The sequence below is a fragment of the Variovorax sp. V93 genome, assembly GCF_041154485.1.
GTDB classification, from domain to species: domain Bacteria; phylum Pseudomonadota; class Gammaproteobacteria; order Burkholderiales; family Burkholderiaceae_C; genus Variovorax; species Variovorax beijingensis_A.
The window spans coordinates 4,370,916-4,387,484 of sequence record NZ_AP028669.1 but is presented as its reverse complement, the minus strand read 5'-3'; the positions used below and the strand labels follow the sequence as shown (position 1 = coordinate 4,387,484).

The following is a 16,569-nucleotide window of genomic DNA, read 5'->3' as shown; positions in this document are numbered from 1 at the left end:
CACGCGCTCCTCAGCGGGCGAATGCGCCGAGCGGGAAGGCGAAGGGAATCCATTGCCTCACGAGCTCCGGGCCCGCCACCAGGCAGACCAGGCCGGCACCGGCCAAAAAGGGGCCGAAGGCCATGGGAATGTCCTTGTGCGCCAGCTTCCCGACAAAACGCAGCGTGAGGCCGATCACGGCGCCCACCAGCGATGAGACGAGGATGATGGCAATGAGGTAGTCGGCCCCGAGCCAGGCGCCGAGCGCCGCCAGCAGTTTGAAGTCGCCATATCCCATGCCTTCCTTGCCCGTGGCCAGGCGATAGCCATGGTACACAAGCCACAGGCTCAGGTAGCCGAACACGACGCCCCAGACCGCCGAGCTCAGCGCGGTGCCGGTCCAGCCCATGGCCGCGCCGACGAGCCCGAGCCAGAGCAGCGGATAGTTGAGCGCGTCGGGCAGGAACTGGGTGTCGAAGTCGATCAGGAACTGGCAGACCAGGAACGCCGCGAACGCCGCCCAGAGCGCGCCGGTGGGCGTGAGGCCGAAGCGGTAGGCGCACAGCGCGAACAGCGCGCCGGTCACCAGTTCGACCAGCGGATAGCGCGGGCTGATCGGCGTGCCGCAGGCGGCGCAGCGGCCCCGCAGCACCAGGTAGCTCAGCACCGGAATGTTCTGGTACCAGCGGATCCCGTGGCCGCAGGCGCCGCAGCGCGAGGCAGGCCGGGTCAGATCGAACGGCGGCAGCGCCTCGATGGCCACGGCCGCCTTGTCCGCCGCGGCCTCGAGCCCGGCCGGGGGCTGCGCCTTCGGCCCGAACACCAGCGACCAGAGCGACGGAACGTCCTTGGACGACATCAGGTTGGCCACCGCGTCGGCCAGCCAGCTCCGGTACATCATGACGGGGGTGCGGTAGATCACCACGTTGAGAAAACTGCCGACCAGCAACCCGAGGACGCCGGCAAACGCGGCGTCGAACTCCTGCGACACCAGCATCAAACGACCTGGCCCAACTTGAAGATCGGCAGGTACATCGACACCACGATGCCGCCGATGATCACGCCCAGGAACACGATGATGATGGGCTCCATCAGGCTCGACAGGCCGGCCACCATGTCGTCCACCTCGGACTCGTAGAAGTCGGCGGCCTTGCCGAGCATGTGGTCGATCGAGCCGGACTCCTCGCCGATCGCGGTCATCTGGATCACCATCGAAGGGAACAGGTTGACGTTGGTCATGGCCGTCGTGAGGCTCGTGCCGGTCGAGACCTCCTGCTGGATCTTGGCCGTGGCGTCGCCGTAGACGGTGTTGCCCGAGGCGCCGCCCACCGAGTCGAGCGCCTCGACCAGCGGAACGCCGGCGGCGAACATGGTGGCAAGGGTGCGGGTCCAGCGGGCCACGCACGACTTCTCGATCAGCGTGCCGAAGATCGGCACGCGCAGCAGCGCACGGTCCATGACCCGCTGCACGCGTTCGTTGCGCTTCCAGGCCTGCAGGAAGAAGTAGGTGCCGCCGCCGATCACGCCGAAGATCAGCCACCAGTAGGAGACGAAGAATTCGCTCATCGCCATCACGAACAGCGTGGGCGCGGGCAGGTCGGCGCCGAACGAGGTGAACACCTGCTTGAAGGCCGGGATCACGAAGATCATGATGATGGCCACCACCACGAACGCGACCACCACCACGGAGGTGGGATACATCAGGGCCGACTTGATCTTCGACTTGATCGCCTCGGTCTTCTCCATGTAGGTGGCCAGCCGGTCCAGCAGGTCTTCCAGGATACCGGCCGCTTCGCCGGCTTCCACCAGGTTGCAGTAGAGGTTGTCGAAGTACTTCGGAAACTTCCGGAAGGCGGATGACAGCGAGGTGCCGGTCTCCACGTCGCTGCGGATGTCGTTGAGCAGCTTGGCCACGCTCGGGTTCGCGTTGCCGCGGCCCACGATGTCGAACGACTGCAGCAACGGCACGCCGGCCTTCATCATGGTTGCGAGCTGGCGCGTGAAGATCGCGATGTCCTTGGGCTTGATGGTCTTGCCCGAGCGCATGCGGCGCTTCTTGATCTTGGACGCGAGGACCCCCTGGCGCCGCAGGGCGGCCTGCACCTGGTTCTCGCCGGCGGCCCGGAGCTCGCCGCGCACCAGCTTGCCGTTGCGGTCCTTGCCCTCCCACTCGTAGACAAATTCCTTGAGCGTGTTCGAGGTGCGGGTGGATGCCACTGTTGCCATTCGATCTCCGATTTCTTGCAGTGTGTTCGTTATTCGTTCGTGACCGCCACCACTTCTTCGAGTGAGGTGAGCCCTTGCATGACTTTTCTCAGGCCAGACTGCCGCAGCGAGCGCACGCCCTCGGCCTCGGACTGTCGCGCGATGTCCTGTGCGCTGCCGTCGCGCAGGATGATGGCCTGGATCGCCTCCGAGATCGGCATCACCTGGTAGATGCCGACCCGGCCCTTGTAGCCATTGCTGCACGCCGCGCAGCCGACCGGCCGGTAGGGCTTCCAGGTACCGTCAAGCTGTTCTTCCTTGAAGCCCGCGTCGAGCAGCGCCTGGCGCGGCACGTCGGCCGGCGCGCGGCACATGTGGCACAGGCGCCGCGCGAGCCGCTGCGCCGTGATCAGGATCACGCTGGAGGCGATGTTGAACGGCGCAATGCCCATGTTGCGCATGCGCGTGAGCGTGGTCGGCGCGTCGTTGGTGTGCAGCGTCGAGAGCACCAGGTGGCCCGTTTGCGCGGCCTTGATCGAGATGTCGGCGGTTTCGAGGTCGCGGATTTCGCCGACCATGATGATGTCGGGATCCTGCCGCAGGAAGGCGCGCAGCGCCGCCGCGAAGGTGAGTCCGGCGCGCTCGTTGACGTTCACCTGGTTGACGCCCGGCAGGTTGATTTCAGAGGGGTCTTCCGCCGTCGCGATGTTGACGCCCGGCTGGTTCAGCAGGTTCAGGCAGGTGTAGAGCGACACCGTCTTGCCCGAACCGGTGGGGCCCGTGACCAGCACCATGCCGTAGGGGCGGCTGATCGCATGCAGCAGGCGCTCCTTTTCGTCGGCGTCGTAGCCCAGGGCGTCGATGCCCAGGCGCGCGCTGCTCGGGTCGAGGATACGGATCACGATCTTCTCGCCGAACAGCGTGGGCAGCGTGCTGACGCGGAAGTCGATGACGCGGTCGGGCCCGATCTTGAGCTTCATGCGGCCGTCCTGCGGCACGCGCTTCTCGGAAATGTCGAGCCGTGAAATGACCTTGATCCGCGAGGCCAGCTTGTCCTTGATGAGCGTGGGCGGGCTCGCGATCTCGCGCAGCTCGCCGTCGATGCGAAAGCGCACCCGGTAGTTGTGCTCGTAGGGCTCGAAGTGGATGTCCGAGGCCCGCATGCTGACGCCGTCGAGCAGCATCTTGTGCAGGAAGCGCACGACTGGCGCGTCCTCGACCTCGGCGATGGCCTGTTCGTTGGCATCGCCCGAAGTGTCCGCGGTGACGTCGTCGAACTCGAACTCGGCACCGACGATGCTGTTGATGGATTCCGCTGCGGTGACTGCTGCGGCCTCGATCATGCGCGACAGCTTGTCGTACTCGGCAATGACCCAGTCCACACCCATCTGGGAGGCGAACTTGATCTTTTCCACCGCCTGCTGGTCCGAAGGGTCGGCCGTTGCAACGATGAGGCGGTTGTTGCGCTTGCTGAGAACCACGATCCGGTAGGCGTGGCACAGCTTCGGGTCGAGCAGGTCCTTGGGCAGGCGCTGGTGATCGATGGCGTCCAGGTCCAGCAGCGGCGCACCGAAGGCGCTGGACAGCGTGTGGGCGAGGTCGGCGGCCGAGACGGCGCCGCTGCCGGTCAGCTCGGCAATGAAGCTGGTGCGGCCGTTCAGCGACTTCTGGTAGATATCTTCCGCGGTCTTCGCCGGAAGCTTGCCAGCAGAGACCAAGGCACGCGCAAGGCCCGGGAGGGCGATTTGCGTGTTTTCTTTAACAGGAAGTTCGGCAGCAGCCATTCAGCGAATTGCAAGAGATGTGAAAAAGTGCTTCACGATCATCGCTGAACCACCCGTCCCTGTAAATCGCTACGCAGCAACAGGCACGGGCATTATTTGTGCCAGCCAAAGGCTGGTCGGGGTGAGAGGATTCGAACCTCCGGCCTCTACGTCCCGAACGTAGCGCTCTACCAGGCTAAGCTACACCCCGATTGGTTGCAAAAAAAGAGAATTCGTCCTTGCCAACTCTTGTGAGGTGTTCAGGCACGTCGCTCAAGCAACTGAGCCGCCAATTGTAGCAAACCGTCGGCATGCAAATTGGACGGAAAGTCGCGCAATGCGTGAATTGCGCGTTTTGCCTCGTCGGCCGCGGCAGCGCGCGAGGCTTCCAGGGCGCCGGTGGCGTGGACGATTTCGACGATCTTGCCCAGCTGGGCGGTGTCGCCGGCCTCGATGGCCGCACGCACCAGCGCGGCCTGCGCGGGGCTGCCGCGCCGCATGGCGAAGATCAGCGGCAGCGTGGTTTTTCCTTCGCGCAGGTCGTCGCCCACGTTCTTTCCCGTTTCGTGCGCGTCGCCGGCGTAGTCGAGCACGTCGTCGATCACCTGGAAGGCCGTGCCCAGGGCCTGGCCGTAGGTGGCGCAGGCTTCCTCGACCTCGGGCGTGGCGCCCGCCAGCACGGCGGCGAGCCGCGTGCTGGCCTCGAAAAGCTTGGCGGTCTTGGAGCGGATCACGCGCAGGTAGGCGGATTCGTCCAGCGTCGCGTCGTGCATGTTCATCAGCTGGAGCACTTCGCCTTCCGCGATCACGTTGGTCGCCTCGGCCAGGATCTGCATGATGCGCATGTTGTTTGCATCCAACATCATCTGGAAGGCGCGCGAATAGAGGAAGTCGCCGACCAGCACGCTGGCCGGGTTGCCGAACGATTCGTTGGCCGTCGGGCGCCCGCGCCGCAGGGTCGATTCGTCGACGACGTCGTCATGCAGCAGCGTGGCCGTGTGGATGAACTCCACCACCGCCGCCAGGTTGAAGCGCTGCTCGCCCGTGTAGCCGAGCGCGCCCGACATGAGCAGCAGCAGCGCCGGGCGCAGGCGTTTGCCGCCGGCCGAGATGATGTACTTCGACACCTGGCTGACCAGAGGCACGCCCGTGTCGAGGCGCTGCGCGATCACACGGTCGACTTCGACCATGTCGCCGGCGATCAAATCCAGCACGGTGGCGGTGGGGGAGGTATCGGCGGCGTGAACTGGCAAGGCGTTTGCGCGCGGCGCGTCTGAATGCGAAAGTGGCAGCGGCACAAGGCCGGAAGGCGCAGATTATAGGGAGGAGCGCGCGCCGTCCCGGCGGCTCTCCGGCCCGAACCATGTTAGCGCGTGCAAACCGTGCTAGAATCTAGGGCTCTGCGGAATTCGCCGTAGAGCTCATTCCTTAAGAGGTTCACATGTACGCGGTCATAAAAACCGGCGGCAAGCAGTATCGCGTTGCTTCCGGCGAAAAAATTAAAGTAGAACAGATTGCTGCGGATGTAGGCCAGGAAATCGTGATCGATCAGGTTCTTGCAGTCGGCAACGGCAGCGAAATCAAGATCGGTACGCCCCTGGTGTCCGGCGCAACGGTGACAGTCACGGTACTGTCGCACGGCAAGCACGACAAGGTCGGCATCTTCAAGATGCGCCGTCGCAAGCACTATCAGAAACGTCAAGGCCATCGCCAGCAGTTCACGGAACTGCAAATCGGCGCGATCGCCGGCTAAGGAGCAGATTCCATGGCACAGAAAAAAGGCGGCGGCTCAACGCGAAACGGGCGCGATTCCAAGCCCAAGATGCTCGGTGTGAAGGCCTTCGGCGGCGAACTGATCAGCGCAGGCTCGATCATCGTGCGCCAGCGCGGCACCCAGTTCCACCCCGGCGTGAACGTCGGCGTGGGCAAGGACCACACGCTGTTTGCACTGGTTGACGGCCACGTGTCGTTCGGTGTCAAGGGCGCACTGAACAAGCACATGGTCAACGTGACCCCGGCATAAGCCCGAGTCACTTCGATCAGCTCGAAGCCCCGCTTTGTCGGGGCTTCTTCATTTGTACACTGGATACCCCATGAAGTTCGTCGACGAAGCCTTCATCGACATCGCCGCGGGCGATGGCGGCAACGGCTGCGTGTCGTTCCGTCATGAAAAATACAAGGAATTCGGCGGCCCCAACGGCGGCGACGGCGGCCGCGGCGGCCATGTCTACGCGGTGGCCGATTCCAACCTCAACACTCTGGTCGACTTCCGCTATTCGCGCCGCCACGAGGCCAAGCGCGGCGAGCACGGCATGGGCTCCGACATGTTCGGCGCCGCGGGCGACGACATCCTGCTGAAGATGCCGGTCGGCACCATCATCAGCGACGCCGAAACCGGCGAGGTGCTGTACGAACTGCTGAAGGAAGGCGAGGTCGTCACCATCGCCAAGGGCGGCGACGGCGGCTTCGGCAACATGCGCTTCAAGAGCGCCATCAACCGCGCGCCGCGCCAGAAGACCCCGGGCTGGCCGGGCGAGAAGAAGAGCCTCAAGCTCGAGCTCAAGGTGCTCGCCGATGTCGGCCTGCTGGGCATGCCGAATGCGGGCAAGTCGACCCTGATCAGCGCCATCTCGAACGCGCGCCCGCGCATTGCCGACTATCCCTTCACCACGCTGCACCCGAACCTCGGTGTCGTGCGCGTCGGCCCGGAGCAGAGCTTCGTGGTGGCCGACCTGCCGGGCCTGATCGAGGGCGCATCCGAAGGTGCGGGCCTCGGCCACCTGTTCCTGCGCCACTTGCAGCGCACGCGGCTCTTGCTGCACGTGATCGACATGGCGCCGTTCGACGACAGCGTTGATCCGGTTGCGCAGGCCAAGGCCATCGTCGGCGAGCTCAAGAAGTACGACGCCGCGCTCTATGAAAAGCCGCGCTGGCTGGTGCTGAACAAGCTCGACATGGTGCCCGCGGACGAGCGCGCCGCGCGCGTGAAGGACTTCGTCAAGCGCCTGCGCTTCAAGGGCCCGGTGTTCGAGATCTCCGCACTCACGCGCGAAGGCTGCGAGCACCTGGTGCAGGCCGTGTACCAGCAGGTCAAGGCGCAGCAGGCGGCGGAACACGTGCCGGTCGAGGTCGATCCGCGCTTCGTCGAGCTGCCGCCCGATCCCTCGTCTTCCTCCTCCTGACGCTCCGCACGCCGCATTCACGACCGCCACGCCTCCCATGACCTCGAACTCCGGATCCACTGCCTTGCGGGATGCCCGCCGTATCGTCGTCAAGGTGGGCTCCAGCCTCGTGACCAACGAGGGGCGCGGCCTCGACGAGGCGGCGATCGGCGAATGGTGCCGGCAGCTGGCGGTGCTGGTGCAGGGCGGCCGCGAGGTCGTGATGGTGTCCAGCGGCGCCATTGCCGAAGGCATGAAGCGCCTGGGCTGGCGCACGCGGCCGCACGAGGTGCATGAACTGCAGGCCGCCGCGGCCGTCGGGCAGATGGGCTTGGCCCAGATGTACGAGACCAAGCTGCGCGAGAACCGGATCGGTAGCGCCCAGGTGCTGCTGACCCATGCCGACCTGGCCGACCGCGAGCGCTATCTCAATGCGCGCTCGACCCTCGTCACGCTGCTCGGGCTGGGCGTGGTGCCGGTCATCAACGAGAACGACACGGTCGTCAACGACGAGATCAAGTTCGGCGACAACGACACGCTGGGCGCGCTGGTGGCCAACCTGGTCGAAGCCGATGCGCTGGTGATCCTCACGGACCAGAAGGGCCTCTACACGGCCGACCCGCGCAAGGACCCGGACGCGAAGTTCGTGCACGAGGCGGCGGCCGGCGACCCCGCGCTCGAAGCCATGGCGGGCGGGGCGGGCTCCAGCCTCGGCCGCGGCGGCATGATCACCAAGATCCTTGCGGCCAAGCGCGCGGCCGGCTCGGGCGCCTCCACCGTGATCGCCTGGGGCCGAGAACCCGATGCGCTGCTGCGCCTCGTTGGCGGCGAATCCATCGGCACGCTGCTGGTGGCTCAGACGGCCAAGCACCAGGCGCGCAAGCGCTGGATGGCGGACCACCTGCAGCTGCGCGGCGCGGTCACCGTCGATGCCGGTGCGGCCGCCAAGGTGCGCGCCGAGGGCAAGAGCCTGCTGCCGATCGGCATGACCGGTGTTTCGGGCGAGTTTTCACGCGGCGACGTGATCGCCGTGCGCGATACCGATGGCGTGGAGCTGGCCCGCGGCCTGGCCAATTACTCGAGCGTCGAGGCCCGGCTGCTGTGCCGCAAGCCCTCGTCGGAGTTCGAGCGGCTGCTCGGCTATGTGGCGGAGCCGGAAATGGTCCACCGCGACAACATGGTGCTGATGCGCGGCTGAGGCCGGGCTCAAATGGAAACGGGGCCCTTTCGAGGCCCCGTTCGAACACCGCCTGCAGCCGGCCTTATTGCAGCTGGCGCGCCGGGTCCCGCATGTTCGTGACCATGTCCTTGACCGAGACCCGGGGCGCATGGCCGCGGCACAGGCCCTGCTGCGCCAACTGCTTGGCGTAGCTCGAGTTCAGGTCGCGGAAGCTCTTCCACTCGGATCGTTCGACCTTGCTCCAGGCGCCGTTGTTGTATCGCGCGTAGCTCTTCACCTCGTCAGTCGAGCAGCGCACGCCTTCGTAGAAGGCGTTCAGCGCCGCGTCCCCGCCGCTGCGGCCGGTTGCGACCACCACGTAGCGCACCACACCGTCGCCGGTGATTGTGATGGTGGCCGGATCGACGCCGAACTTCAGCGACATGTAGGGCGGCATCGCGATTGGCTCGAGGCGCTTGACGTCGAAGGCCGGCGGCGGCGGCGCTTCGCTTTCCTTCCATTCGGCATCGGTTTCGTAGCGCTTGGGCGGCGGCGGCATGCCGGCCTGCGCCCAGTCGGGATTGCTGGTGTCGTGCGGGCCCGATGCGCATCCGGCCAGCAGGGCCAGGCACACGGCGAGCAGGGTGCCCTCAGCGCTGCGATGGAAGGAAGGGCGCTTTGTGGGGGAGAGGAGGGGAAGGGTCATCGCTCGCAGAAGTAATGTCGGGATGCGGGTCGAAACTGCCGCCGGGCGGCAGGTCCAGCCCCGCGGGCGCGCCGCCATCGGGCATGTGGCGCTCGAACTCCCGGGCGCGCACGTTGCTGCGCAGGAAGCGGTTGCGGAAATCCTGCCGCGGCAGGTAGCGAGCAAGCTCGGTCAGTGCCATCTCGTAGACGCCGCGTTTGAATTCGACGACCACATCGAGCGGCACCCAGTAGTCGTGCCATCGCCAGGCGTCGAATTCGGGGTGGTCGGTCGCGCGCAGGTTCAGATCCCAGTCGTGACCGATCAATTGCAGCAAATACCAGATTTGCTTCTGGCCCTTGTAGTGGCCCCGTGCGTCACGGCGAATGAACCGATCCGGCACCTCGTAGCGCAACCAGTCACGGGTACGGGCCACGATGCGCACGTGCTCCGGATGGAGTCCGACTTCCTCGTGCAGTTCCCGGAACATGGCCTGCTCGGGACTTTCGCCGCGGTCGATGCCGCCTTGCGGAAACTGCCAGGAATGCGTGCGTATGCGTTTGCCCCAGAAAACCTGGTTTCTCTGGTTGAGCAGGATGATGCCGACGTTGGGCCTGAAGCCGTCCCGGTCGAGCATAATCAAACCCCAATTTTTGAACTGAGTCGATTATGCATGCCGGGTTGCACTCGGCAAGCGGCCAGTTCGAGGCCCGCGGGTTCCCGGTGGTCTCTCCGCCGGCATCCGTCTTCCCCACGATCTTCGAATCCACCAGCCGATCCCGATGAAAGCTTCCCGATTTTTTGTCTCCACCCTCAAGGAAGCGCCCGCTGACGCCGAGGTCGCGAGCCATCGGCTCATGATGCGCGCGGGCATGATCAAGAAGCTCGGCACGGGCATCTACACCTACATGCCGATGGGGCTGCGCGTGATCCGCAAGGTCGAGGCGATCGTGCGCGAGGAAATGAACCGCGCCGGCGCGGTCGAACTCACGATGCCCGTGGTGCAGCCGGCCGAGTTCTGGCAGGAGACCGGCCGCTTCGACAAGATGGGCCCCGAACTGCTGCGCATCAAGGACCGGCACGACCGCGACTTCGTGGTCCAGCCCACGAGCGAAGAGGTGGTGACCGATATCGCGCGCCAGGAAATCCGCAGCTACAAGCAGCTGCCGAAGAATTTCTACCAGATCCAGACCAAGTTCCGCGACGAGCGCCGTCCGCGCTTCGGCCTGATGCGCGGGCGCGAATTCATCATGAAGGACGCCTACAGCTTCGACCGCGACCTGGATGCCGCCAAGGCCAGCTACCAGGTCATGGCCGATGCCTACCGCCGCATCTTCGACCGCTTCGGCCTGCGCTACCGCGCCGTGGCGGCCGACAGCGGCGCCATCGGCGGCGACCTGAGCGAAGAGTTCCAGGTGATTGCCGCCACCGGCGAAGACGCCATCGTCTACTGCCCCGGCAGCGACTACGCGGCCAACATGGAAAAGGCCGAGGCGCTTGCTCCGGCCGGGCCGCGCCCCGCGGCCGCCAAGGCGCTCGAGAAGACGCCCACGCCCGGCAAGAGCACCTGCGCGGCCGTGGCCGAACTGCTCGGCGTGCCGCTCTCGACCACCGTCAAGTCGCTGGTGCTGGCCACCGACATCCTCGACGAGGCCGGCAACCCCAAGGGTGCGCAGGTCTGGCTGCTGCTCTTGCGCGGCGACCACGACATGAACGAGATCAAGGTCGGCAAGGTGCCGGGCCTGGACAAGGGCTTCCGGTTCGCGACGCTGGCCGAGATCGAGGACCACTTCGGCTGCAAGCCCGGCTACCTTGGCCCGCTGAACCTCAAGAAGCCCGTCAGGCTCGTGGTCGACCGCGAAGTCGTGGTCATGGCCGACTGGATCGCCGGCGCCAACGAGATCGACTTCCACATGACCGGCGTCAACTGGGGCCGCGACCTGCCCGAGCCCGAACTGGTGGCCGACCTGCGCAACGTGGTGGCGGGCGATGCCTCGCCCGACGGCAAGGGCGTGCTCGCGATCGAGCGCGGCATCGAGGTGGGCCACGTGTTCGTGCTCGGCACCAAGTACAGCAAGGACATGAACGCCACCTACCTCGACGAAGCCGGCAAGCCGCAGTTCCTCGAGATGGGCTGCTACGGCATTGGCATCACGCGCCTGCCGGCCGCCGCCATCGAGCAGAACCACGACGAGCGCGGCATCATCTGGCCCGACGCACTGGCGCCGTTCACGGTGGTGGTCTGCCCGATCGGCATGGACCGCAGCCCCGACGTCAAGGTGGCGGCCGAGGCGCTGTACGAGCAGCTGCTCGCGGCCGGCGTCGACGTGCTGCTGGACGACCGCGGCGAGCGCCCGGGCGCGATGTTTGCCGACTGGGAGCTGATCGGCGTGCCGCACCGCGTGGTCATCTCCGACCGCGGCCTGAAGGAAGGCCAGCTCGAATACCAGCATCGCCGCGACACGGCAGCCACCAAGGTGCCCGCGGCCGGCATCGCCGAATTCATCACCGGCAAGCTCGCGAAATGAGCCTGCAGGGCGGCCTCTCGCGGCGCCAGTGCCTGGGTGGCGCGGCGGCGGCGGGCGCCCTGGCGGCGCTGTCGCTGCCGCAGGCTGCGCGCGCCGGCGCACAGATCGAGGAGCCGCTGATCGACTCGGTGCGCACCGCGCTGAGTTCGGCCGTGCACAACAAGGCGCCGCCGGTGCCCGAGTTCTCGAACACCGAGGCCCGCCTGACCTACCTGCGATGGCTGGGCGAGATGAGCGAGCGCCTCAAGAAGAAGATTGCCGACTGGCCCACGCGCAAGGAATTCCTGCAGACCGTCTGGTATGAAGCCAAGCGCTCGGGCCTGGACGTGAGCCTGGTGCTCGGGCTGATCCAGGTCGAGAGCAACTTCCGCAAGTTCGCGGTGTCCAGCGCCGGTGCGCGCGGCTACATGCAGGTCATGCCGTTCTGGACCCGCGTGATCGGCGACAGCGACCCGGCCAAGCTGTTCCACATGCAGACCAACCTGCGCTTCGGCTGCGTGATCCTGCGCCACTACCTCGACCGCGAGAACGGCGACCTGTACATGACCCTCGGGCGCTACAACGGCAGCCGCGGCAAGGCGCCGTACCCGAATGCCGTGTTCGCGAACCAGCGCCTGTGGACCTACGACGACAAGGCGCGAGAACGCGAGCGGGACCGCTCGGCAGCCTGAATATCTGTTTCAGGAATACCGCGGAACCGGCTTTGCCGGGCCGCTGGTATTGCCCCCGGTAGGGGGTTGGCGAAGCGACACGAAGTGCGCGCAGACTGGGGGCGAGCTAAGTCCTTGTCACCATCACCTGGTCGATGCGGTAGCTGTCGACGTCCATCACCTCGAAGGTGTAGCCGCCCCAGCTCACGCTGTCGGTACGTTTGGGCACGCGCCGCAGCATCACCATCAGGAAGCCCGCCAGCGTTTCGTAGTCGTCCGGATGCGGCATCTCGTCGATGTGCAGCGCGCGCTGCACGTCCTGGATGGGCGTGACGCCGTCGATCAGCCACGAGTTCTCGTCGCGCTTCACGATCTGCTCCTCGTCGGGCGTGGACACGAGGTCGCCCATCACCGTGCTCATCACGTCGTTGAGCGTGATCACGCCCACCACCAGGCTGTATTCGTTGACGATGATCGCGAAGTCTTCATGCGCCTGCTGGAACTGCTCGAGCACCTCGGTGAGCGAGAGCCGGTCGGGGACGACCAGCGCCTTGTGCAGCGTCAGGCCCTGGTCGAAGGCCAGCGGCTGGCCGCTGAGCACGCGCTGGAACATCTCCTTGGCGTCGACATAGCCGAGCACATGGTCGATGTCGCCGTCGCACACCGGGTAGGCCGAAAAAGGCTCGGCCACGATGCGCGCCCGCAGCACCGATTCCGGGTCGTCGTGCAGGAACCAGGCGATGTTGTCGCGCACCGTCATCACGCTGCTGACCAGCCGGGTGTCGAGCTCGAACACGTTGGCGATCACCTGCTGCTCGCGCACCGCGAGCACGCCCGCGCGCGCGCCGGCCTCGGTCATGGCCAGGATGTCGGCCGAGGTGATCTTGTCGTCGCGCACCAGCGGCATGCCCAGCAGCTTGAAGAGCATGTCGGTGGAGCGCGTGAAGAACCACACCAGCGGCTTGAAGGCCGTGATCAGCACCATCATCGGGCCCACCATGCGAACCGCGATGCGTTCGGGGTCGCTCATGCCCAGGCGCTTGGGGAACAGGTCGGCAAACACCAGGAACACCGCGATCACGATCACGAACGAGCACAGGAAGGCCACGTTTGCCGAGGCCTCCACGCTCATCCAGCCCTCGAGGAAGCGCGCGAAGTAGGGGCTCAGCGAGCCCTCGCCGACCACGCCGCCGAGGATCGCCACCGCATTGAGGCCGATCTGCACCACGGTGAAGTAGTGGCCCGGCTGCTCTTGCACGCGCAGCACGCGCTCGGCCCGCGCATCGCCCTCGTCGGCCATCTGGCGCAGGCGCAGGCGCCGCGAGGCGGCCAGCGTGATTTCGGCAAGGGAGAAGAACGCGCTCATCGCGATCAGCAGGACGATGATGAGCAGGCTTTGGGTGAGAGTCATGGTGGCACGGCGAAGTGCACCATGGTGCCATGACCCGGGGCACATTCCAGCGAACACCGCGGAACCGGCTTTGCCGGGCCGCCGGTGTTGCCCCCGGAAGGGGGAGGGAGAAGCGACACGAAGTGCGCGCAGCCTGGGGGAGAGCCTAGATTCCGCCGTGCGGATGGGTCGGGTCGACCCACAGCACCGATTCTGGTTTTTCCACCGGTTCGATGTCGAGGTTCACCGCAACCGCCTCGCCGTCGCTGCGGCACAGCACGCATTCGAGCGTCTCGGTGGCGCTGGCGTTGATTTCCTGGTGCGGCACGTAGGGCGGCACGTAGATGAAGTCGCCCGGACCGGCTTCCGCCGTGAACTCGAGCTTCTCGCCCCAGCGCATGCGGGCCCGGCCGCGCACCACGTAGATCACCGATTCGAGGTGCCCGTGGTGGTGGGCGCCGGTCTTGGCGTCGGCGTGGATGGTGACGGTGCCGGCCCAGAGCTTCTGCGCGCCGACGCGGGCGAAATTGATGGCCGCGGCGCGGTTCATGCCGGGCGTCTGGGCCGTGTTGGCGTCAAGCTGGTTGGCCGCGATCACGCGCACGCCGTCGTGCTTCCAGGCCGGCGCGGCCTTGCCCTCGTGGTCATGGCCGTGGTCGTGGCTCATGGCGGGCGCGGAAATCAGGCCGCGTTGCTGCTGCCGCCCAGCACCTGCTGCAGCTCGCCCGACTCGTACATCTCCATCATGATGTCCGAGCCGCCGACGAATTCGCCCTTCACGTAGAGCTGGGGAATCGTCGGCCAGTTGCTGTATTCCTTGATGCCCTGGCGGATGCCGTCGTCTTCGAGCACGTTGACGGTCTTGAGCGTCCTGGTGTCGACGCCGACCGCCTTGAGGATCTGGATCGCGCGGCCGGAGAAGCCGCACATCGGAAAGCTGGCGTTGCCCTTCATGAAGAGCACGAGGTCGTTGGACTTGACGAGATCGTCGATGCGTTGCTGGGCGTCGGACATGGGGACTCCTGAAAAATGGGCTGGGGGGATTATTTCACCGTGCGCCAGATCCCGCCGGAACAGCGCTGGATGCCGGCAAGGTCATCGCGGCTTTGCACCTCGGCAAAGCCGCGCGCCTGGAGCAGCTGGCGCACGGCCGCGGCCTGGTCGTGGCCGTGCTCGAGCAGCAGCCAGCCGCCGTCCGCAAGGTGCGCGGGGGCCTGCTGCACGATCTGCCGGATGTCGGCCAGCCCGTCGGGCCCGGCCACCAGCGCCGCCAGCGGCTCGTGCTGCAGCGCCGCCAGGTGCGGGTCGCCGGCTGCGATGTAGGGCGGATTGCTGGCAATGACCGCATAGCCGCCGGCCGCGCCGTCGAGCCAATGGGCCCGGCGAAAGCGCACCGGCAGGCCCAGGCGCTGCGCATTGGCCTCGGCGACCGCCAGCGCATCGGCGCTGGCATCGACCGCATCGACCTCGGCATCGGGGCGCGCATGCTGCAGCGCCAGCGCGATCGCGCCGCTGCCGGTGCCCAGGTCGAGCACGCGCGGGGCGCTGCGTCCCTCGAGGCATTGCAGGGCCCAGTCGACCAGCGTTTCGGTGTCGGGGCGCGGCACCAGCACCCGCGCGTCCACCTGCAGGCCGAGGCCGTGGAATTCCTTTTCGCCGAGCAGGTAGGCCACCGGCTCGCCCGCCAGCCGGCGCGGCAGCTGCGTCGAAAGCGCCGACCAGGCCGCGTCGGAAACGGCGTCGGTGTCGTGCGCCAGCAGCCAGGCGCGGTCGTTCGGCGCGCGGCCGAGCGCATGCAGCAGCAGCAGTTGCGCGTCGAGCCGGTCGATGCCCAGCGCCACGGCCGCGGCCAGCGCCTGCGCCACGGTGGACGGCGTGGTGGCCGTGGCCGTCATGCCGGCAGGCTCGATTCGAGCTCGGCCAGCTGCTCGGCCTCGCGCGCGGCGCGCAGCGCGTCCAGCACGTCGCCGAGGTCGCCCTCCATGATGGCCTGCAGCTTGTAGAGCGTGAGGTTGATGCGGTGGTCGGTGAGCCGGCCCTGCGGGAAGTTGTAGGTGCGGATGCGGTCGGAGCGGTCGCCGCTGCCGATCAGCCCCTTGCGCATGGCGGCGTCCTTGGCGGCGCGCTCGCTGCGGTCCTTTTCCTGGATGCGCGCGGAGAGCACCTGCAGCGCCTTGGCCTTGTTGCGGTGCTGGCTGCGGTCGTCCTGGCACTCGGCCACGATGCCCGTTGGAATGTGCGTGATGCGCACGGCCGAGTCGGTCTTGTTGATGTGCTGGCCGCCGGCGCCGCTCGCGCGGTAGGTGTCGATGCGCAGGTCGGCCGGGTTGATCTGCACCGCCACGGTTTCGTCGGGCTCGGCCAGCACGGCGACGGTGCAGGCGCTGGTGTGGATGCGGCCCTGGGTCTCGGTGGCCGGCACGCGCTGCACGCGGTGGCCGCCCGATTCGAAGCGCAGGCGGCCAAAAACATGGTTGCCGGCGATGCGGATCACCACTTCCTTGTAGCCGCCGAGCTCGCTTTCGCTCTCGCTCACCACTTCGCAGCGCCAGCCGGCGCGCTCGCAGTAGCGCGTGTACATGCGCAGCAGGTCGCCCGCGAACAGGGCCGATTCGTCGCCGCCGGTGCCGGCGCGGATTTCGAGGAAGGCGTTGCGCGCGTCGTCCGGATCCTTGGGCAGCAGCAGGCGCTGCAGCTCTTCCTCGAGCTGCGCGAGCTCGGCCTGCGCGGCGGCGATTTCTTCGCGCGCCATCTCGGCCATGTCGGGGTCGTCGAGCATTTCGGCCGCACCGGCGATGTCGGCTTCGCGCTGCTTGTAGCGCTCGTAGCGGCCCGCGATCTGCGTGACCTCGGCATGCTCGCGCGAGATGGTGCGGTACTGCGCCATGTCGCTCATGATGTCTTCGCGCGAAAGCAGGAAATCGAGTTCGCCGAGGCGGGCGGCGTAGCGTTCGAGTTGGTGGCGCAGAAAGGTCTTCACGGCGGAAAGGAGCTCGAAAAAAATGGGGGAAGGGCGCCGCGGTGCCGCGGCAGGGCGCATGGGGGACCG

Annotated in this window: 17 protein-coding genes and 1 tRNA gene; 6 read left to right on the top strand and 12 right to left on the bottom strand. The window is 66.7% G+C overall.

Annotated features, from left to right (window positions below; translation table 11 throughout):
* Nucleotides 1-10: 10 nt before the first annotated feature.
* The 5 genes from ACAM54_RS20785 to ACAM54_RS20765 form a co-directional block, all read right to left on the bottom strand.
* The gene (locus ACAM54_RS20785; protein ID WP_369648810.1) at nucleotides 11-976 is read right to left on the bottom strand and encodes an A24 family peptidase; all 966 of its coding nucleotides are present in this window, start codon (nucleotides 974-976) and stop codon (nucleotides 11-13) included.
* Nucleotides 976-2,205: a type II secretion system F family protein gene (locus ACAM54_RS20780; protein WP_369648809.1), complete on the bottom strand. Its 1,230-nt coding sequence runs from the start codon at nucleotides 2,203-2,205 to the stop codon at nucleotides 976-978. The genes ACAM54_RS20785 and ACAM54_RS20780 overlap by 1 nt, the downstream gene beginning before the upstream one ends.
* A gap of 29 nt (nucleotides 2,206-2,234) precedes the next feature.
* On the bottom strand, nucleotides 2,235-3,968 hold the full coding sequence (gene pilB / locus ACAM54_RS20775; RefSeq protein WP_145740448.1) for a type IV-A pilus assembly ATPase PilB: 1,734 nt from the start codon (nucleotides 3,966-3,968) through the stop codon (nucleotides 2,235-2,237).
* Between the two features lie 113 nt (nucleotides 3,969-4,081).
* Nucleotides 4,082-4,158 (bottom strand) — tRNA-Pro (locus ACAM54_RS20770).
* A 49-nt stretch (nucleotides 4,159-4,207) separates the two neighbouring features.
* Nucleotides 4,208-5,200, bottom strand: coding sequence for a polyprenyl synthetase family protein (locus ACAM54_RS20765; RefSeq protein ID WP_145740450.1), 993 nt, complete (start codon nucleotides 5,198-5,200; stop codon nucleotides 4,208-4,210).
* Between the two features lie 188 nt (nucleotides 5,201-5,388).
* Between ACAM54_RS20765 and rplU the strand changes: the two genes are divergently transcribed.
* From rplU to proB, 4 genes are all read left to right on the top strand, one after another.
* Nucleotides 5,389-5,700, top strand: a complete 312-nt coding sequence (gene rplU, locus ACAM54_RS20760) for a 50S ribosomal protein L21 (RefSeq protein WP_015866992.1) — start codon at nucleotides 5,389-5,391, stop codon at nucleotides 5,698-5,700.
* 12 nt (nucleotides 5,701-5,712) lie between these two features.
* Nucleotides 5,713-5,970, top strand: a complete 258-nt coding sequence (gene rpmA / locus ACAM54_RS20755; protein WP_015866991.1) for a 50S ribosomal protein L27 — start codon at nucleotides 5,713-5,715, stop codon at nucleotides 5,968-5,970.
* 70 nt (nucleotides 5,971-6,040) lie between these two features.
* Nucleotides 6,041-7,129 carry an Obg family GTPase CgtA gene (gene cgtA / locus ACAM54_RS20750; RefSeq protein ID WP_369648808.1) on the top strand — a complete coding sequence of 363 codons (1,089 nt, stop codon included), beginning with the start codon at nucleotides 6,041-6,043 and terminating at the stop codon, nucleotides 7,127-7,129.
* A gap of 37 nt (nucleotides 7,130-7,166) precedes the next feature.
* Nucleotides 7,167-8,306, top strand: coding sequence for a glutamate 5-kinase (proB, locus tag ACAM54_RS20745; RefSeq protein ID WP_369648807.1), 1,140 nt, complete (start codon nucleotides 7,167-7,169; stop codon nucleotides 8,304-8,306).
* Between the two features lie 64 nt (nucleotides 8,307-8,370).
* Here the strand turns inward: proB and ACAM54_RS20740 are convergent, their stop codons facing one another.
* Both ACAM54_RS20740 and ACAM54_RS20735 read right to left on the bottom strand, forming a co-directional pair.
* The gene (locus ACAM54_RS20740; RefSeq protein ID WP_369648806.1) at nucleotides 8,371-8,901 is read right to left on the bottom strand and encodes a CNP1-like family protein; all 531 of its coding nucleotides are present in this window, start codon (nucleotides 8,899-8,901) and stop codon (nucleotides 8,371-8,373) included.
* Between the two features lie 16 nt (nucleotides 8,902-8,917).
* Nucleotides 8,918-9,589 carry an RNA pyrophosphohydrolase gene (locus ACAM54_RS20735; protein ID WP_145740456.1) on the bottom strand — a complete coding sequence of 224 codons (672 nt, stop codon included), beginning with the start codon at nucleotides 9,587-9,589 and terminating at the stop codon, nucleotides 8,918-8,920.
* Between the two features lie 145 nt (nucleotides 9,590-9,734).
* Between ACAM54_RS20735 and ACAM54_RS20730 the strand changes: the two genes are divergently transcribed.
* Together ACAM54_RS20730 and ACAM54_RS20725 are read left to right on the top strand one after the other, a co-directional pair.
* Complete coding sequence (locus ACAM54_RS20730; RefSeq protein WP_369648805.1) at nucleotides 9,735-11,480, top strand: proline--tRNA ligase; 1,746 nt, start codon at nucleotides 9,735-9,737, stop codon at nucleotides 11,478-11,480.
* Nucleotides 11,477-12,151: a lytic transglycosylase domain-containing protein gene (locus ACAM54_RS20725; protein ID WP_145740459.1), complete on the top strand. Its 675-nt coding sequence runs from the start codon at nucleotides 11,477-11,479 to the stop codon at nucleotides 12,149-12,151. The genes ACAM54_RS20730 and ACAM54_RS20725 overlap by 4 nt, the downstream gene beginning before the upstream one ends.
* A gap of 106 nt (nucleotides 12,152-12,257) precedes the next feature.
* Here the strand turns inward: ACAM54_RS20725 and ACAM54_RS20720 are convergent, their stop codons facing one another.
* The 5 genes from ACAM54_RS20720 to prfA form a co-directional block, all read right to left on the bottom strand.
* On the bottom strand, nucleotides 12,258-13,541 hold the full coding sequence (locus ACAM54_RS20720) for a hemolysin family protein (protein ID WP_369648804.1): 1,284 nt from the start codon (nucleotides 13,539-13,541) through the stop codon (nucleotides 12,258-12,260).
* A 145-nt stretch (nucleotides 13,542-13,686) separates the two neighbouring features.
* Nucleotides 13,687-14,187, bottom strand: a complete 501-nt coding sequence (locus tag ACAM54_RS20715) for a cupin domain-containing protein (protein WP_145740463.1) — start codon at nucleotides 14,185-14,187, stop codon at nucleotides 13,687-13,689.
* Between the two features lie 14 nt (nucleotides 14,188-14,201).
* Nucleotides 14,202-14,534: a Grx4 family monothiol glutaredoxin gene (gene grxD / locus ACAM54_RS20710; RefSeq protein ID WP_145740465.1), complete on the bottom strand. Its 333-nt coding sequence runs from the start codon at nucleotides 14,532-14,534 to the stop codon at nucleotides 14,202-14,204.
* Between the two features lie 29 nt (nucleotides 14,535-14,563).
* Nucleotides 14,564-15,415 (bottom strand): peptide chain release factor N(5)-glutamine methyltransferase, encoded by an 852-nt coding sequence (gene prmC, locus ACAM54_RS20705; RefSeq protein ID WP_369648803.1) that lies wholly within the window; start codon nucleotides 15,413-15,415, stop codon nucleotides 14,564-14,566.
* On the bottom strand, nucleotides 15,412-16,500 hold the full coding sequence (gene prfA, locus ACAM54_RS20700; protein ID WP_369648802.1) for a peptide chain release factor 1: 1,089 nt from the start codon (nucleotides 16,498-16,500) through the stop codon (nucleotides 15,412-15,414). Before prfA ends, prmC begins: the two co-directional genes overlap by 4 nt.
* Nucleotides 16,501-16,569 lie beyond the last annotated feature (69 nt).

What these genes read in the sequence shown, in the direction of transcription:
- rplU (WP_015866992.1), top strand. Translation starts at nt 5,389, where the DNA reads ATGTACGCGGTCATAAAAACCGGCGGCAAGCAGTATCGCGTTGCTTCC.
- proB (WP_369648807.1), top strand. Translation starts at nt 7,167, where the DNA reads ATGACCTCGAACTCCGGATCCACTGCCTTGCGGGATGCCCGCCGTATC.
- ACAM54_RS20725 (WP_145740459.1), top strand. Translation starts at nt 11,477, where the DNA reads ATGAGCCTGCAGGGCGGCCTCTCGCGGCGCCAGTGCCTGGGTGGCGCG.
- ACAM54_RS20785 (WP_369648810.1), bottom strand. Translation starts at nt 976, where the DNA reads ATGCTGGTGTCGCAGGAGTTCGACGCCGCGTTTGCCGGCGTCCTCGGG.
- ACAM54_RS20735 (WP_145740456.1), bottom strand. Translation starts at nt 9,589, where the DNA reads ATGCTCGACCGGGACGGCTTCAGGCCCAACGTCGGCATCATCCTGCTC.
- prmC (WP_369648803.1), bottom strand. Translation starts at nt 15,415, where the DNA reads ATGACGGCCACGGCCACCACGCCGTCCACCGTGGCGCAGGCGCTGGCC.
- ACAM54_RS20730 (WP_369648805.1), top strand. Translation starts at nt 9,735, where the DNA reads ATGAAAGCTTCCCGATTTTTTGTCTCCACCCTCAAGGAAGCGCCCGCT.
- grxD (WP_145740465.1), bottom strand. Translation starts at nt 14,534, where the DNA reads ATGTCCGACGCCCAGCAACGCATCGACGATCTCGTCAAGTCCAACGAC.
- cgtA (WP_369648808.1), top strand. Translation starts at nt 6,041, where the DNA reads ATGAAGTTCGTCGACGAAGCCTTCATCGACATCGCCGCGGGCGATGGC.
- pilB (WP_145740448.1), bottom strand. Translation starts at nt 3,968, where the DNA reads ATGGCTGCTGCCGAACTTCCTGTTAAAGAAAACACGCAAATCGCCCTC.
- ACAM54_RS20780 (WP_369648809.1), bottom strand. Translation starts at nt 2,205, where the DNA reads ATGGCAACAGTGGCATCCACCCGCACCTCGAACACGCTCAAGGAATTT.
- ACAM54_RS20715 (WP_145740463.1), bottom strand. Translation starts at nt 14,187, where the DNA reads ATGAGCCACGACCACGGCCATGACCACGAGGGCAAGGCCGCGCCGGCC.
- rpmA (WP_015866991.1), top strand. Translation starts at nt 5,713, where the DNA reads ATGGCACAGAAAAAAGGCGGCGGCTCAACGCGAAACGGGCGCGATTCC.
- ACAM54_RS20720 (WP_369648804.1), bottom strand. Translation starts at nt 13,541, where the DNA reads ATGACTCTCACCCAAAGCCTGCTCATCATCGTCCTGCTGATCGCGATG.